13 protein-coding genes are annotated in these 14,906 nt (G+C 65.0%); 12 read left to right on the forward strand and 1 reads right to left on the reverse strand.

All coding sequences use genetic code 11. From position 1 onward, the window contains the following. The first annotated feature begins 4 nt into the window (after positions 1–4). The 11 genes from rsmH to JF70_RS02655 all read left to right on the forward strand — a co-directional run bounded on the left by rsmH (position 5) and on the right by JF70_RS02655 (position 14,018). Positions 5–1,096 carry a 16S rRNA (cytosine(1402)-N(4))-methyltransferase RsmH gene (gene rsmH / locus JF70_RS02605; RefSeq protein WP_420804930.1) on the forward strand — a complete coding sequence of 364 codons (1,092 nt, stop codon included), beginning with the start codon at positions 5–7 and terminating at the stop codon, positions 1,094–1,096. Further along, positions 1,093–1,584, forward strand: a complete 492-nt coding sequence (gene ftsL / locus JF70_RS02610; protein ID WP_045935183.1) for a cell division protein FtsL — start codon at positions 1,093–1,095, stop codon at positions 1,582–1,584. Before rsmH ends, ftsL begins: the two co-directional genes overlap by 4 nt. Beyond that, on the forward strand, positions 1,581–3,362 hold the full coding sequence (locus JF70_RS02615; protein WP_045935184.1) for a peptidoglycan D,D-transpeptidase FtsI family protein: 1,782 nt from the start codon (positions 1,581–1,583) through the stop codon (positions 3,360–3,362). Before ftsL ends, JF70_RS02615 begins: the two co-directional genes overlap by 4 nt. Before the next feature lie 46 nt (positions 3,363–3,408). Further along, positions 3,409–4,290 carry a hypothetical protein gene (locus tag JF70_RS02620; protein ID WP_045935185.1) on the forward strand — a complete coding sequence of 294 codons (882 nt, stop codon included), beginning with the start codon at positions 3,409–3,411 and terminating at the stop codon, positions 4,288–4,290. 9 nt (positions 4,291–4,299) lie between these two features. Then, complete coding sequence (locus tag JF70_RS02625; RefSeq protein ID WP_082069481.1) at positions 4,300–5,826, forward strand: UDP-N-acetylmuramoyl-tripeptide--D-alanyl-D-alanine ligase; 1,527 nt, start codon at positions 4,300–4,302, stop codon at positions 5,824–5,826. A gap of 74 nt (positions 5,827–5,900) precedes the next feature. Next, complete coding sequence (gene mraY / locus JF70_RS02630) at positions 5,901–7,004, forward strand: phospho-N-acetylmuramoyl-pentapeptide-transferase (protein ID WP_045935187.1); 1,104 nt, start codon at positions 5,901–5,903, stop codon at positions 7,002–7,004. A gap of 79 nt (positions 7,005–7,083) precedes the next feature. After that, positions 7,084–8,523 (forward strand): UDP-N-acetylmuramoyl-L-alanine--D-glutamate ligase, encoded by a 1,440-nt coding sequence (murD, locus tag JF70_RS02635; RefSeq protein ID WP_156149569.1) that lies wholly within the window; start codon positions 7,084–7,086, stop codon positions 8,521–8,523. Continuing rightward, entirely contained in the window at positions 8,507–9,730 is a 1,224-nt protein-coding gene (locus JF70_RS02640; RefSeq protein WP_045935188.1) for a peptidoglycan glycosyltransferase FtsW, read from the forward strand. The genes murD and JF70_RS02640 overlap by 17 nt, the downstream gene beginning before the upstream one ends. 70 nt (positions 9,731–9,800) lie before the next feature. After that, a complete protein-coding gene (locus JF70_RS02645; RefSeq protein WP_045935189.1) occupies positions 9,801–11,033 on the forward strand; it encodes a UDP-N-acetylglucosamine--N-acetylmuramyl-(pentapeptide) pyrophosphoryl-undecaprenol N-acetylglucosamine transferase in 1,233 nt (410 codons plus the stop codon). Between the two features lie 139 nt (positions 11,034–11,172). Beyond that, positions 11,173–12,741 carry a UDP-N-acetylmuramate--L-alanine ligase gene (gene murC / locus JF70_RS02650; protein ID WP_045936053.1) on the forward strand — a complete coding sequence of 523 codons (1,569 nt, stop codon included), beginning with the start codon at positions 11,173–11,175 and terminating at the stop codon, positions 12,739–12,741. Then, positions 12,738–14,018 carry a cell division protein FtsQ/DivIB gene (locus JF70_RS02655; protein ID WP_231578817.1) on the forward strand — a complete coding sequence of 427 codons (1,281 nt, stop codon included), beginning with the start codon at positions 12,738–12,740 and terminating at the stop codon, positions 14,016–14,018. The genes murC and JF70_RS02655 overlap by 4 nt, the downstream gene beginning before the upstream one ends. On the opposite strand, the gene dtd is transcribed toward JF70_RS02655, so the two are convergent. Then, positions 14,011–14,511 (reverse strand): D-aminoacyl-tRNA deacylase, encoded by a 501-nt coding sequence (gene dtd / locus JF70_RS02660; protein ID WP_045935190.1) that lies wholly within the window; start codon positions 14,509–14,511, stop codon positions 14,011–14,013. The two genes, JF70_RS02655 and dtd, sit on opposite strands and share 8 nt — an antisense overlap. A 101-nt stretch (positions 14,512–14,612) precedes the next feature. On the opposite strand from dtd, the gene JF70_RS08940 reads away from it, so the two are divergent. Continuing rightward, on the forward strand, positions 14,613–14,750 hold the full coding sequence (locus JF70_RS08940) for a hypothetical protein (protein WP_156149571.1): 138 nt from the start codon (positions 14,613–14,615) through the stop codon (positions 14,748–14,750). The last annotated feature ends 156 nt before the right edge of the window (positions 14,751–14,906 follow it).

A 14,906-nucleotide genomic window follows, 5' to 3' on the forward strand; every position in this document is an offset into this window, starting at 1 on the left:
CCTCATGGAAAATCGCAATCCTCCCGATCAGGAGGCCGTGGACAGGGGCATGGTCCACCGTCCGGTCCTGCTGGAGCGCTGCCTTGCGCTGGCCCGGCCCGCCTTGGAGCGCCCGGGCGCCGTGGCTGTGGATTGCACGCTGGGCCTGGCCGGTCACGCCACCGCCTTCCTCAAGTCCTGCCCTGAGGCCCGTCTTATTGGCATCGACAGGGATCTTGAGGCCCTGGATCTGGCTACAGGCCGGATGCGCGACGAGGGCCTGGCCGACCGCTTCACCCCGGTGCATGCACCCTTTGACCAGCTGGACCGGCAATTGGACGCACTGGGAGTAGGCCAGGTGGACCTGGTCTTCATGGATTTGGGGCTCTCCTCCCTGCAGATCGACCAGCGCGACAGGGGATTCACCTACCGGCAGGATGCTCCGTTGGACATGCGCATGGACACCAGCCAGGAGCTGACGGCCGCACAGGTCCTGGCCGAGTATGACCAGGAGCACTTGGCCGACATCTTCTCCCGGTATGGGGAGGAACGCTATGCAGGACGCATCGCCCGGGCCATCGTGGAGGCCAGGCAGGAGCAGCCGCTGACCACCTCGGCCCAGCTGGACCGTCTGGTCGACAGGACAGTACCGCGCGGCCACCGTCCTCCGGGCAATCCGGCCAAGAGGGTTTTCCAAGCCCTTCGCATCGAGGTCAACGGGGAGCTGGACCGTCTGAGGCGCACCCTGCCCCAGGCCATTCTGCGGCTGGCCCAGGGAGGTCGTCTGGTCGTGGAGTCCTATCACTCCTTGGAGGACCGCATGGTCAAGCGCTTCATGGCGCCTGGTCTGCATGTGGACCTGCCGGCTGGCATGCCGGTGGTGCCCGATCAGGCCCGTCCCTATCTGTCGGATCTGACTCATGGGGCCATCAAGGCAGATGCGGCGGAGCGGGAACGCAACCCCCGATCCGCCTCCGTGCGCCTGCGGGCCGTGGAGATGATCGGAACCATCCCTGAAGAGCGTCGTTGTCGGCTTCAGGCCGAGGCCCGTGGTGAGGTCTCAGCTGATCGCCATCGCCGCGTGGGTCACGGTTCGGAATCGAGGCGCCGGTCATGACCATGCCAGCACGTTCGGTCCGTTCCAAGGCCTCCCCGGACAAGGGCCATCCCCGTATCCAGGAGATGCCCACCAGGCCCGAGCTCAGTCTGATCAAGGGCACAGGCAAGACCGGCAAGGCGCGCCAGCCGGAACGAGGTCCAGTGGCTGAGGGGGCCCGGCGTCTGATCGGCTGGACTCGGACCCGGGGCAATCCCCTGCTGCGGATCATGACCTCGGTGGTTTTCCTGGCGGCCTGTATGTTCGGCTCCCTGATGCTGCGCACCCAGATGGTCCAGGATTCCTTCGAAGCCACCCGGATCCAGCGTGAGATCAGCAATCTCAACCAGGACGTCCAGGATGACCAGAACAAGCTCGACCAGCTCCAGGCCTCCCTGCCGGACAAGGCCCAGCAGTTGGGCATGCAGCCCCAGCAGGGTCTGAACTCCATCGATCTGCAGGGCTACAAGCCCCCTCAGGATGCCCATGGCAAGGCGGGGCATCCATGAGCGGCAAGGGAACCAAGCGCTCCTGGCACCTGTCTTTCTGCAAACGTTCCTTGTCTGTGGGCCTGATCCTGATCCTGGTGGCCGCGCTGGCCCTGGGCAAATTGGCCTACATCCAGCTCTTCGACGGAAAGTCCATGGCCCAGGCCGCTGCGGCGGGGCGCACCGTGCCGCACACCATCAAGGCCCAGCGTGGCCGCATTCTGGACGTCAATGGCCGGGTGCTGGCCCAGAGCCTGGAGCGATACAACATCATCGGCGACCCCGAGGCGGCCGCCTCCTTCATACCCATCAACTGCACCAAGCGCACAGGCAGTGACTGTCACAGCATCAAGGGCCACCCGGTGGGCGCCGACGGTGCTGCCGGCGTGGCCCGTCTCCTGGCACCGTCCCTGGGGATGAACGCCATGGAGCTGGGCGGCAAGCTCAGCGTCCCTGGACGGTACGTGGTCCTGGCCAAGCGGGTGACCCCCGAGGTCAAGCGCTCCATCGACAAGCTGGGGCTGCAGGGGATCATCACGGCCGAGCTGAGCAGCGAACGCACCTATCCGCACCCGGATCTGATGGGGGCCCTGATCGGGGGCATCGACGACAGCGGCAAGGGTGTGGCCGGGATCGAGCAGATGGAGAATCGGCGGCTGACCGGCACCGACGGCTATACGGTCTATCAGCAGGGGATGCTGGGCCAGGAGATTCCCGGAACCATGACCCGTCAGCGCAATCCGGTCAATGGCAAGGACGTGAGACTGACCATCGATCAGGACGTGCTCTGGTACGTCCGCCAGGCCCTCAAGTCAGGCTGCCAGAACTATCATGCTGACTGGGCTCTGGCAGTGGTCCAGGACACCCGCACCAACGAGATCCTGGCCCTGGCCGACACCGACGACTACCAGGCGGGCAGCGACCAGGCCAAGGTCAACTCCTCCAGGGCTGTGGCGGAGACCTTCGAGCCCGGCTCGGTCGGCAAGACCATCTCGGCCGCGGGCATGCTCCAGGAGCAGGCGCACTCCATGACCGACCGCTTTACTGTGCCCGACCACATCACCCTGGACAACCAGCAGTACAAGGATTCCTTCAACCATGGGGACGAGCATTGGACGCTGGCCGGCATTCTGCAGAATTCCTCCAACGTGGGCATGGTCATGGCCGGTCAGAACTACCCCGACCAGAAGCGCTACGACTATCTGACCCGCTTCGGCATCGGCCAGGTCTCGGCCCTGGGTCTGCCGGGGGAGTCCAAAGGACTGCTGACCTCGCCCCAGACCTGGGACCGGCGCACCCGCAACACGGTCCTGTTCGGCCAGGGCTATGCCACCAACGCCGTCCAGCTGACCAATGCCGTCGCCACCCTGGCCAACAAGGGGGTCCGTTCCGACCAGACCATCATCCGCGGCCAGGGCGCCGTCAAAGCCCATCAGGTCAGGGTCGTGGACGAGAAGGTGGCCGCTGAGGTCATGAACGCGATGGAATCGGTATCAGAGAAATACGATAAGACGGTCAAGGTGGAAGGCTACAGGATTGCCGCCAAGACCGGCACCGCCGAGGTGGCCGACAGCTCCGGCAGACTGAGCGGCATCGTCAGCGACTGGGTGGGTATACTGCCCGCTGACGATCCCCGCTTTGTGATCACCGTGGTGCTGAAGAACCCCCACAGCAGTGCCGGGATTTTCGGCGGAGTCACCGCCGGTCCCATCTTCGCCCAGATCGGTGAATTCCTTATGCAGAAATATCAGGTCCCCACGTCCCAGCCCAGAACCGATGCTATCCCGGTAACATGGTGATACCGGCAGGCATCATGGCGTTCCCGGACAAAGGAGAGATTGCAGCATGAGTGCGCTGAGTGAATCAATCTCCCGACGGTTGACCCTGGGTCAGCTCAAGGGACGCTACGGGCTGACCCTGGTCCCCGACTTCGCTGAACCGGTTACGGTGACCTCACTGGTGGACGACCTGCCCTCCGTGCGGCCCGGCAGTCTTTACGTGCCTGCAGACCAGCAGGTGGACCAGGGCATGATCGAGGAGGCCGAACGTCGAGGGGCCTACGCAGCCCTGCTGCCGACCTCGGCCCGTCAAGAGGTGGGACGAGCCCGCATACCCATGCTCTTCGGCACCATGCACCCCTGGCAGATGGGCCAGCTGCTGGCCAATGCCGCAGGGGATCCTTCGGGAGCCCTGGCTGTCTTCGCCCTGGTCGGCTCCCAGGTGCAGGACCAGGTGGATCTCCTGGCCGACTTCCTGCACGTGCTGGGCAATCCCGTCGGCATTCTCAGCGCCAAGGGTTCATACTCGCTGGACCGGCGACTGGACCTGGAATACCCCCTGAGCATGTTCGATGTGCAGCGCAGTCTGTCCATCACCCTGGAGGACGGGGCGGCCGCCGTGGTCATCTCCGTGGATGAACAGACCCTGGCCAGGGATGCCCTGCAGGCGGTGGACCTGGATGTGGTGGCCCTGGGCGCCCAGGAGGGCTCCACCCGCGATATGCGGCATGTGCGGCTGATTTCCAGGGCCCGCCGATACGGATTCAACCTGGGCGGGCACACCATTGTGGCCCGGCGCAACGAGGAATCGGACGGGCTGGCCCGCCAGTCCCTGCCCGCCGATGCACAGAGCGACGACCTGTCACTGTGCATCGCCATGACCATGGCCGCCGGCGTCAAACGCAACAACATCAGGAGCGCCCTGCGCGTCTCCCGCGAAATGTCCTGAGAGGTGAGGATGAGTCAGTCTGTAGGGGCCGGGTCCATGCCCATGACCCTGGAAGAGGTCGTCGAATACGTGCACGGTCGGCTGGTCGAGGCCGGTCCTGGTCGCGAACCCGACCGGCGGTCCGTGCGCATGCGGGTGGTGACCGACTCCCGGCAGGCGGGGGCCGATGGACTCTTCGTAGCCATCAAGGGCGAGCACGTGGACGGTCATGACTATGTTCCCGGCCTGGGGGCCAGGGGCTGCCGCGCGGCCCTGGTCGACCACCTGGTTCCGGGCGCTGACCTGCCGCAGATTCTTGTGGACGATACGGTTGCCGCCCTGGGTCTGCTGGCCAGGGCCAACATGGACCTTCGGCGTGAGGCCCCGGGCCCCTTCACGGTCATCGGCATCACCGGCTCCGTCGGCAAGACCACGACCAAGGATCTGTTGGCCTCCCTGCTGGCCCTGCTGGGCCCTGTGGTGGCCCCGGTCGGGTCCTTCAACAATGAGATCGGTCTTCCTCTGACCGCCTTGGAGGTCGGGCCGGACACCCGCTATCTGGTGGCGGAGATGGGAGCCAGCCACGTGGGCGAGATTGCAGGTCTGACCCGGATGGTTCCCCCGGACATGGCCCTGGTCCTCAAAGTGGGAGTGGCCCACCTGGGTGAATTCGGCTCCGTGGAGCGCATCGCCCAGGCCAAGAGCGAGATCGTGCAGGGCCTGGTGCCGGGTGGGACCGCCGTGCTCAATGCCGACGATCCCCGGGTGGCCGCCATGGCCAATCTGGCCTCTGGGCCTGTTCTGCGGTTTGGGATGACCACTGAGGATGGTGGGCAGGACCGCGACCTGGACGGCTCGGCTCGTTATCTGGACAGTGACAGCTTGGACAGGCCGGCCTTCGAGCTGTGCCTGCGCGGCCAGCAGCCGGTTCGGTTGCGTCTGGGCATCCCCGGACGGCACAACGTCATGAACGCCCTGGCCGCCGCCACGGTGGCCCACACCCTCGGTCTGAACGCAGAGCGCATCGCCGATGAGCTGGGCCGACAGCGGCAAATCAGTCCGCATCGGATGGCCCTATCGTCGGTCCGGTTGCCTGATGCCTCCTTCACCCTGATCGATGATTCCTTCAATGCCAATCCCGACTCCGTGCGGGCCGGTCTGGACGCCTTGTCCGCCTGGAAGGGATCCGATGGCCCGGTCTATCGGATAGCCGTCCTGGGGGTCATGCTCGAGCTGGGCGATCGAGGGGAGCAGCTGCACCAGGAGATCGGCGCCTACTGCCGTCGTCGGGGCATTGATGCATTGGTCGCGGTGGGTTGCCGGGATCAGCAGATGGACAGTCTGGTCCAGGCCCTGGTCCGTGGTGCCGGCGGACCATCCGATCCGGGCGAGGATCAGCCTGGGTCCATGCGTGTCCTCTTTGCCCAGGACGCTGACCAGGCCGACCGGATGGTCCGCCGCCTGTGCGCCAGGCATTCGGACCGGCAGAGTCTGGTTCTGCTCAAGGGCTCGCATATGTCCGGCCTGTCCGATCTGGCCGACCGGTGGCAGGGCTGAGCCATGGGTCCATCGGCATCCCCGCAGCGGGGTCTAATATTCAAGGACAGAATCCAAGAGTTGGAGTACACACTGTGATTGCCCTCATCATCGGAATCCTGGTCGCCCTGGTGGTGACGCTGGCGGGGACCCCCCTGCTGATACGGCTGGTCCACCGCCTGCACTACGGCCAGTACATCCGCCAGGACGGGCCCAAGTCCCACCTGGTCAAGCGCGGCACCCCGACCATGGGCGGGCTGGTCATCAACCTGGCCATCCTGCTGGGCTGGGCGGCCTCGGCGCTCTACCGCTACCTGTCGCGGGGGGAGTCCGTGTCCCTGTCGGCCATGCTGGTCCTGTTCGCCATGCTCTCCATGGGCTTCCTGGGCTTCATCGACGACTTCGCCAAGGTGCGCAAAAAGCAGAACCTGGGCCTGTCGGTCAGGGCCAAGTTCATCGGTCAGTTCATTCTGGCCACCATATACGCGGTGCTGGCCCTGAAGCTGCCCACCAAGAACGGCTACCCCAGCGCCCAGGCGGGCATATCCTTCGTGGAGCAGCCCATCATCGACTTCCGAATGGCGGGCAGCGTCCTGTCCGTGGTGCTCTTCATCATCTGGGTCAATCTGCTGATGACGGCCTGGAGCAATGCCGTCAACCTGACTGACGGCCTGGACGGGCTGGCTTCGGGCTCCTCCATGATCGCCTTCGTGGGTTACACGGTCATCGCCTTCTGGGAGAGCTACCACCTGAAGGGCGGCAGCCATCCCGGACATGCCTATGCGGTCTCCGACCCCCTGGACCTGGCCATCATCGCCTGCTGCGCGGCCGTGGCCTGCTTCGGCTTCCTCTGGTACAACACCAATCCGGCCTCCATCTTCATGGGAGACACCGGATCCCTGGCTCTGGGCGGGCTCTTCGCAGCCTTGTCCATCGCCACCCATACCGAGCTGCTGGCGGTCATCCTGGGCGGGCTATTCGTGGGAGAGGCCGCCTCCGACGTCATCCAGGTGGGCTACTTCAAGCTCACCCACAAGCGGGTCTTCAAGATGGCGCCCATCCACCACCATTTCGAGCTGATGGGCTGGCAGGAGTCCAAGGTGGTTGTCCGGTTCTGGATGGTGGACCTGATCTTCGTCCTGCTGGCCCTGGTCTGCTTCTATGCGGACTGGGTGGTCCGCTCCGGGCTGCCCATCTGAGTGCGTCCATTCACGGTACCGGACTTCGGCAGCCGGTATCATGCCAAGCAGGTGCCGGAGCTAGCGGAATGAGGTATTCATGAATATGGACTTGAGCCAGAAGCGTGTACTGGTCGCCGGGCTGGGCATTTCCGGACGGAGCGTGGCCTCAGCCCTGCAAGGCCGTGCAGCCGGGGTGACCACTGTGGACCAGCGCGCTCCACAGGCCGATCTGCATGACTTCGACCAGGTGGATTGGAGCCGGGTGGATCTGGTCATGGCTTCTCCTGTCTTCAATCCGCGCACCCCATTTATCCTTGAGGCGCAGCGTCGGGGCATCCCCGTGGTCAGCGAGGTGGAGATGGCTTGGATGCTGCGGGTGCCCTCAGCCCGGACCGGCCGTCCAGCCCCCTGGATCGGGATCACCGGCACCAACGGCAAGACCTCGACCACCAGGATGGTCGCCTCCATGATGCAGGCCAGTGGGTTTACGGCCCCTGCGGTGGGCAACATCGGCAAGGCCGTCTCCACAGCCGTCCTGGATCCCGACAATGACATGCTCTGCGTGGAGCTGAGCTCCTTCCAGCTGCACTTCACCTTCTCGCCGGCCCTGGAGTGCGCGGCCATCACCAATCTGGCCGACGACCACCTGGACTGGCATGGGGGCTTCGAGGCCTATGCGGCCGACAAGGCACGCATCTACAGGGGTGTGCGCAAGGCCCTGGTCTACAACGCCGACGACTCCCGGGTCTCCAACCTGGCCGGACAGGCTCAGCCGGCCTCCGGTTGCCGACGGGTGGGCTTCACCCTGGAGCGACCCGAGTCCGGGCAGCTGGGCGTGGAGGAAGGCTGGGTCGTGGACCGCAGCGGATTGACCGGTCAGGACCTTGAGGAGGGCGTCAGGCTGGTCCGGGTGGCCGATCTGACGGACCTGTGCGAGCCCGATGGTACGGTCTACCCCCATCTGCTTGCTGATGCCCTCTGCGCTCTGGCTCTGGCCCTGGGCGCTGGGGCCCGGGTCGATGCGGCCATCGAGGCCATGCGCGCTTTCACGCCCGGTGACCACAGGATCAGCACCGTGGCCACCCTGGGCCAGGGTTCGCAGGCCATCCGTTTTGTAGACGATTCCAAGGCCACCAACGCCCATGCCGCCGAGGCCTCCCTGGCCAGCTACCATGACGGCCAGGTGGTCTGGCTGGCCGGCGGACTGGCCAAGGGTGCCCGATTCGACGATCTGGTTCGGTCCCGCAGATCCAAGCTGGCAGCAGCAGTGGTCATCGGCCAGGACCAGCAGCCGATGGTCCAGGCCATCAAGGATCAGGCGCCCGATCTGCCGGTGACCCTGATTGATCCAGGTGCCGGTGATCAGGTCATGGCCCGGGCCGTTCGTGCGGCCGGCTCCTATGCACAGCCCGGTCAGGTGGTTCTGCTGGCCCCCGCTTGCGCCTCCATGGATCAGTTCGCCTCCTATGCCGACCGGGGCGACCAGTTTGCCAAGCAGGCAACACAATGGGTCCACGAGCATGAAGCGCGGCACTGATTCCAACAAGGCCCCCTCCCAGGGGTCTGGAGGCAAGGGGGGCTACCGGGGCTGGCGGGCCATTCTCAACCCGCTCTGGTGCTACTACGGCTTTCTGGCCACGGTCGTCGCCACCACGGTCTTCGGCCTGATGATGGTTTTCTCCTCCTCGGCTGTGGATCTGGTGGCCCAGGGCAGCTCACCCTGGAGCCAGGTCATTCGTCAGAGCATATATGCAGTGTTTGGGCTCTTGTTGGCCCTTCTGGCCGTGAGGATCAGCGTCGACCACTATCGGAACTGGAGCACCTGGTTTCTGATCGTCAGCCAGGGCGTCCAGCTGTTGACCCGGACACCGCTTGGACGCTCTGCCAACGGCAACGAGGGATGGATCTCGATCGGGGGCGTCTCCATGCAGCCGGCCGAGCTGCTCAAGCTGGCCCTGTGTCTGTGGCTGCCCCAGGCCCTGATCGAAGCCCAGCGGCAGGTCGGCAAGGATTCCGACCTGAAGAGTCTGGCCAAGGCCTATGCCAAGCCGGCCGCAGGTTTTATCGTCAGTTTCCTGCTGATCATGCTGGGCAAGGACCTGGGGACGGCCATGATCATCGTCATCATCGGCTTCGTGGCCTTCCTGGTCTCGGGCTTCCCCCTGCGCTGGCTGCTCAGCCTGGCAGTCCTGGGGATGGCCGCGGTCATCGGTTTTTCGGTCTACGGCAACAGCAACCGGACCCAGCGGATCATGGCCGCATACGGCAAGTGCTCGGAGGATGACATTCAGGGGGTCTGCTACCAGTCCATACACGGGCTCTACGCCATGGCCTCGGGGGGTCTGACCGGGGTCGGGCTGGGCAACTCCAGGGAGAAGTGGAACTACCTGCCCGAGGCACACAATGACTTCATCTTCGCTGTCATCGGCGAGGAGCTGGGCTTTGTAGGGGCGGCCATGCTTATTCTGGTCTTCGTGGTCATGGGCTGGTGCATGCTGAGGATAGCCCTGACCACCAAGGACCAGTATGCGGGCATGGTGCTGATCTGCCTGGATGTGTGGCTGGTGGGCCAGGCCTTGGTCAACATCTGCGTTGTTCTGGGGCTGCTGCCGGTCATCGGGCTGCCCCTGCCCTTCGTATCGGCTGGAGGGACCGCCCTGATCTCCTGCCTGGCTTCGGCCGGGGTGGCTCTGAAGATGATTCGGACCCAACCGGACGTGATGGCAGCCACGGACGGGTCCTGAGATGCGGAATGGACAAGGCGGAAAGGAAGCGGATTCGCGGATGACGACAGCGACGAGGACCGAGAAAGGGATGCCTGGGGATGCCCAGGAGCATGCCGGGAAAGGCGCTGGTCCCCATCTGGTGCTGGCCGGCGGGGGGACGGCAGGGCATGTCAACCCCCTGCTCAGTGTGGCTGCGGCCATTCGGGAGCGTTGCCCCCAGGCTTCTGTCAGCGTGATCGGCACTGCCGTCGGGCTGGAGCACGACCTGGTGCCGGCTGCCGGACTTCCCCTGGATCTGATCGAGAAGGTTCCCTTCCCTCGTCGTCCCGGCAAGGCCGCTTTGGACTTCCCCCGGCGTTGGCGGCGTGAGGTGCAGCGGGTACGAGGGTATTTGCGGGATCGGTCGGCCGACCTGGTGGTCGGCTTTGGCGGCTATGCCTCGGCGCCGGTCTACCGGGCCGCACGGAACCTGGGTCTGCCCATCGTCGTCCATGAGCAGAACGCCCGGGCGGGCATGGCCAACAAGCTGGGTGCCCGCTGGGCTGATTTCGTGGGTACGGCCTATGAGGATACCGGCATCCGGGCCCGGGCCGGAGTACCGGTGCGTCGCGTGGGTCTGCCCCTGCGGCCGGCCATCGCCCGACTGGCCAAGCGGATGGAGGCTGACCCTGCAGGAGCCCGCCGGGAGTCTGCGCAGTCTCTGGGGTTGGATCCCGATAGGCCCATCCTGCTGGTTACCGGGGGATCCTTGGGTGCTCTCAGCCTGAACAAGGCGGTGGCTGGCGCGGCCAGGCAGTTGTTGGATCGAACACAGGTCATCCACCTGACGGGCCGCGGCAAGGCCGACCAGGTCAGGGAGCAGGTTGCGGCTGACCTGGGTGATGGGGCCATCAACGATCTGGACCCGGCTCATCAGGGCCAGGGGGACTACCACATGGACGAATATCTGGAACGGATCGATCTGGCCTTTGCCTGCGCTGATCTGGTGGTCTGCAGGGCTGGTGCCGGCTCTGTCAGCGAGCTGGCCGCCCTGGGTGTGCCCGCCGTCTACGTGCCCCTGCCCATCGGCAACGGGGAGCAGCGGTTCAATGCGCAGCCGGTCGTCCATGCCGGGGGAGGGCTCATGGTGGATGATGCGGCCCTGGATGCCAAATGGGTGGCTGACCATGTCCCTGCTCTTATGGCCGACGGGGATAGGCTGGCTGATATGCGCCGACGGGCCTGGGGGTACGGGATTCGCGATGCCGCCCAGGTGATGGCCGAGCAGATTCTGACCATGGCCGACCAACACCTCGCCCGCAAGGACTCAGGGAGGGCCTAATCGGGCATAATGGAGGCAGGCGACGGACGACCGTCCTGAATGGTCCTGAACTGTTGGAGGAGATGCAACTACTGTGCCCAAGCATGAATTGAATACAGTGTCCGGTCGGCAGGACGGCGGTGACCGGTCCCTACCGGTCCTGGACCCCTGCCTGCCTGCCCTGGCCCGGGCCGGAGTGCGCGACACCAAGGATCTGGGGCCCACACACTTCATCGGCATCGGCGGGGCCGGGATGAGCGTGCTGGCCGAGATGCTTCACCAGGAGGGGGTTCAGGTCTCCGGATCCGACCGTGCCGAGGGGGACAAGACCCGACGCCTGCGTCAGCTGGGAATCCGGGTCGTCATCGGCCAGGATGCCCGCAACGTGGCCGGGGCGCGAACGGTGGTCTGGTCCAGTGCCATCAAGCCTGACAATCCCGAGATTCTGGCAGCTCGTGATGCCGGTGCCCGGCTGGTCCATCGCAGTGACGTTCTGGCCCTGCTCATGGCATCCAGGATTTCGGTCACCGTGGCCGGAGCCCATGGCAAGACCACGACCAGCGCTCTCTTGGCCCACCTGTTGGCCAAGGGCGGCCAAGGGGATCTGGCCGACCCCAGCTACGCCATCGGGGGCAGCCTCCAGAGCGGCCAGGGGCCCATGGACGGCGGGCATGTGGGAGCCGGACGGGTCCTGGTGGCCGAGGCGGACGAGTCCGACGGCAGCTTTGGCAAGTACACTCCCGACATCGCCATCATCACCAATGTGGAGCCCGACCATCTGGACCACTACGGCACGGCTGACGCCTTCCACCAGGCCTTCGTGGAACATGCCCGGCATGCCCGACGTTTCCTGGTGGTCTGCGGGGACGACCAGGGCGCCCTGGAGGTGTTGCGAAGGCTGCACGGGGACTGCCAGGCCAGGATCATCGTCTATGCATCAGATCCCCAGCTGAGTGCTGAATCCCTGCCCGGGATCCTTGGCCTGGTGCGCATCGGGTCCGAGTCCGAGAGCAGCGGCAGCGGGCGTGAACATTGCCGTCTGGCCCTCCCCGCGCAGATGCTCCGGGCGGCAGGGTTGGAGGCCGGCAAGCCGCTCGATCTGCAGGTGGACCTGGCGATTCCCGGCATCCACAACGCCCGCAATGCCGCCGCAGCCATCATCGCCGCCATCCTGCTGGGGATGGATCCTGATGCGGCCACCGCCTCCGCCGCCGACTTCCGTGGGGCCTCCCGACGCTTCGAGGTCCGCGGATGCTGGCATGGGGTCACCGTAGTGGACGATTACGCCCATCATCCCACGGAGATCGCCGCCCTGCTGACCGCCGCCAGACGACGCTACCCGGGCCGGACCATCAGGGTGCTCTTCCAACCTCACCTGTATTCGCGCACCGCCATCTTTGCCGACCGTTTTGCGCAGGCTTTGTCCCTGGCGGACGATGTGACCGTCACCGACATCTTCCCCGCGCGTGAGCTGGCCAGCGATTTTCCGGGTGTGGATGCCGGAACCATCCCCGCCGCGGCCCTCAAGGCAACGGACCAGGAGTCTCAGGGTTCCGGGAATAGGTCGGCTGGAGCCATCTTCCGGGCCTGCCCAAACATGCATCAGGCGGCTCTGGACCTGGCCGATCGGGCGGAGTCGGGGGATGTGATCCTGACCGTCGGCGCAGGCGATGTCACCGACATGGGGCCGGTCATTCTTGACAGGCTGGCTGAACGGGATGAGCAGTGAAGCCCGGCAAGGGTCGCCGTGCCTCCAGCGGGGCTCCGTCCAGGACCAGGGCCGTACGGGCTGCCAAGGCCGCACGGACGGCCCGGTCCGGGCGCACCACCAAGCCTTTGGGAGAGGAACCGCAGACCGGCAGAACCGCCAGATCGGGCAGGTCGGCCGCTTCCGATGCTGCGGGACTGGCAGGTCGCCGGTCCAAGGCTGAAAAGACAGGCGGCGGGGGCAGGCGTCTCAAGCGGTCCAAGCGTCTCAAGGGTCGTCCCAATCGAGCCAGGAATGAAGGCGGATCCCGGACACGTAGCCCAAGGTCGGCCTCTTCGTCCTCCCGCTCTCTGGTAAAGAACAGCAGCACATCAGCCTCCAAGTCTCCGGCTTCCAAGTCCGTGGCGTCCAAGTCCGCGGCCGCACGCTCGACAGGTTCGGCCGGCGGATTCGTCGATGCCCGGACCATACCGCCGGACCGGCCCGTCTCAGGCAGGATCGGCACCGACCAGGAGGAGCAGGGGCTGGGGATCTTCGTCAGGCCTAAGGTGCTGGACTTTCAGGCCCGTGTGCGCGAGAAGAAGAAGGTCAACCGCAGGCTGGTCCTGATCCGGACAGGTGTCGTCATCCTGGTCATGGCTCTGATTACAGGACTGGCATGGCTGCTCTTCCTCTCGCCGGTCTTCCGCCTGCAGACCGACCAGATCAATGTCAGCGGCGGCAATGCCTGGGTGTCCGACGATCGTGTGGCCTCAATCGTGGCCCATCAGGGGGATCGCTCGCTGTTGCTGATTTCGGCCAATGGCGTCGAGCAGGAGATCAGCGGCATGGCCGGGGTGACCGATGCCAAGGTCCGCAAGAGTTTTCCGCACGGTCTGGAGGTGACCTTCGATGCCCAGGAGCCCACTGCGGTCTTCAAGGATGCACAGGGCAAGCTGACGGCCGTCGACCGGCAGGGGAGGTCGCTCAACACCGTGACCAAGCCGGTGGACGGGGTGCCGGTCATCCAGGTGGCCACCGTCAAGCGGGCCCAGCAGGATCAGGCGGTCAGGCAGACCCTGCGGATTCTGTCGACCATGCCCGAGGCCATGCGTCATTCGGTGACCAAGGTTACTGCGGAAACCCAGGACTCCATCACCACCGAGCTGGACCAGGGCAAGCATGTCATCATCTGGGGCGACGGTTCCGACCTGAAGCTCAAGCAGGCCGTGGTCGACAAGATCATCAACGATCCGTCCAAGATCGGCGACAAGCATCAGCTGGATGTGTCGGCACCCCTGCGGCCCATAGTCAAATAGCCGTTGAAGAGGCTGCCGGCTTCATCAGTTTGTCGGTGTCCAGCAGGATGGTCACTGGGCCGTCGTTGGCCAGATCCACTCGCATGTGGGCACCGAAGCGTCCTTCGGCAACAAGGACACCGGTCGCGGCCAGGGCCCGGTTCAGGTCCTGCCAGACGCTCTGGGCGTGTTGGGGCTCTCCGGCCGCCATGAAGCTGGGACGATTGCCGCGACGCAGATCCGCATAGAGGGTGAACTGGGAGATGGAGAGGATGGAGCCGCCGCAGTCCAGGATTGACCGGTTCATCCGGCCCTCCTCGTCGGCGAAGATGCGCATCCGTGTCAGCTTGCGCACGGCATAGTCCACCTGGTCAGCCCCGTCGCCATCCTGGACGGCCACCAGGAGCAGGAGACCCGTGCCGATGCTCTGGGGTTTGAAATCGGGATCCGGCTGCCCTTGCTCGTCGACCACATCGACCCGGGCACGGCTGACCCGTTGTATGACGATTCTCATGCCTTCAGTCTAAAGACTTCAGGCGTTGTTGTAGTGTCGCAGGGGAAAAGCTGGACCGGTACCTGGTGAGAGTCAGACTAGAGAACCGTTTGAAGACTGGCATGAAGGACACCCACTTCAATGTAGTCATGGCAGGGCTGGTTCTTGTCAATGGTCCAGTCGATGACTATCCCTTCAACGTGCTCGATGCGCAGCTTCATGTTGAAGTCTGCGGTACCCGTGTTGCCAAGGCAATCTGACAAGCTGGATCGGCGACGCAGTCCTGATCAGCGTGCATGTATGTCGTCATGATGAGTTACCTGCTTTCTCCGCTGATAGGAGGATGCTGGCCAGTCATGGTTTCCCTTGGATCGTCTCAGGTTCGTTGGCGCCGCTGGATTATACAGACGTATCCG

The sequence above is a fragment of the Bifidobacterium mellis genome (assembly GCF_000967265.1).
GTDB lineage: Bacteria > Actinomycetota > Actinomycetes > Actinomycetales > Bifidobacteriaceae > Bombiscardovia > Bombiscardovia mellis.

Coding starts and splice junctions, on each gene's coding strand:
- rsmH (WP_420804930.1), top strand. CDS start 5: ATGGAAAATCGCAATCCTCCCGATCAGGAGGCCGTGGACAGGGGCATG.
- ftsL (WP_045935183.1), top strand. CDS start 1,093: ATGACCATGCCAGCACGTTCGGTCCGTTCCAAGGCCTCCCCGGACAAG.
- JF70_RS02615 (WP_045935184.1), top strand. CDS start 1,581: ATGAGCGGCAAGGGAACCAAGCGCTCCTGGCACCTGTCTTTCTGCAAA.
- JF70_RS02620 (WP_045935185.1), top strand. CDS start 3,409: ATGAGTGCGCTGAGTGAATCAATCTCCCGACGGTTGACCCTGGGTCAG.
- JF70_RS02625 (WP_082069481.1), top strand. CDS start 4,300: ATGAGTCAGTCTGTAGGGGCCGGGTCCATGCCCATGACCCTGGAAGAG.
- murD (WP_156149569.1), top strand. CDS start 7,084: ATGAATATGGACTTGAGCCAGAAGCGTGTACTGGTCGCCGGGCTGGGC.
- JF70_RS02640 (WP_045935188.1), top strand. CDS start 8,507: ATGAAGCGCGGCACTGATTCCAACAAGGCCCCCTCCCAGGGGTCTGGA.
- JF70_RS02645 (WP_045935189.1), top strand. CDS start 9,801: ATGCCTGGGGATGCCCAGGAGCATGCCGGGAAAGGCGCTGGTCCCCAT.
- dtd (WP_045935190.1), bottom strand. CDS start 14,511: ATGAGAATCGTCATACAACGGGTCAGCCGTGCCCGGGTCGATGTGGTC.
- JF70_RS08940 (WP_156149571.1), top strand. CDS start 14,613: ATGAAGGACACCCACTTCAATGTAGTCATGGCAGGGCTGGTTCTTGTC.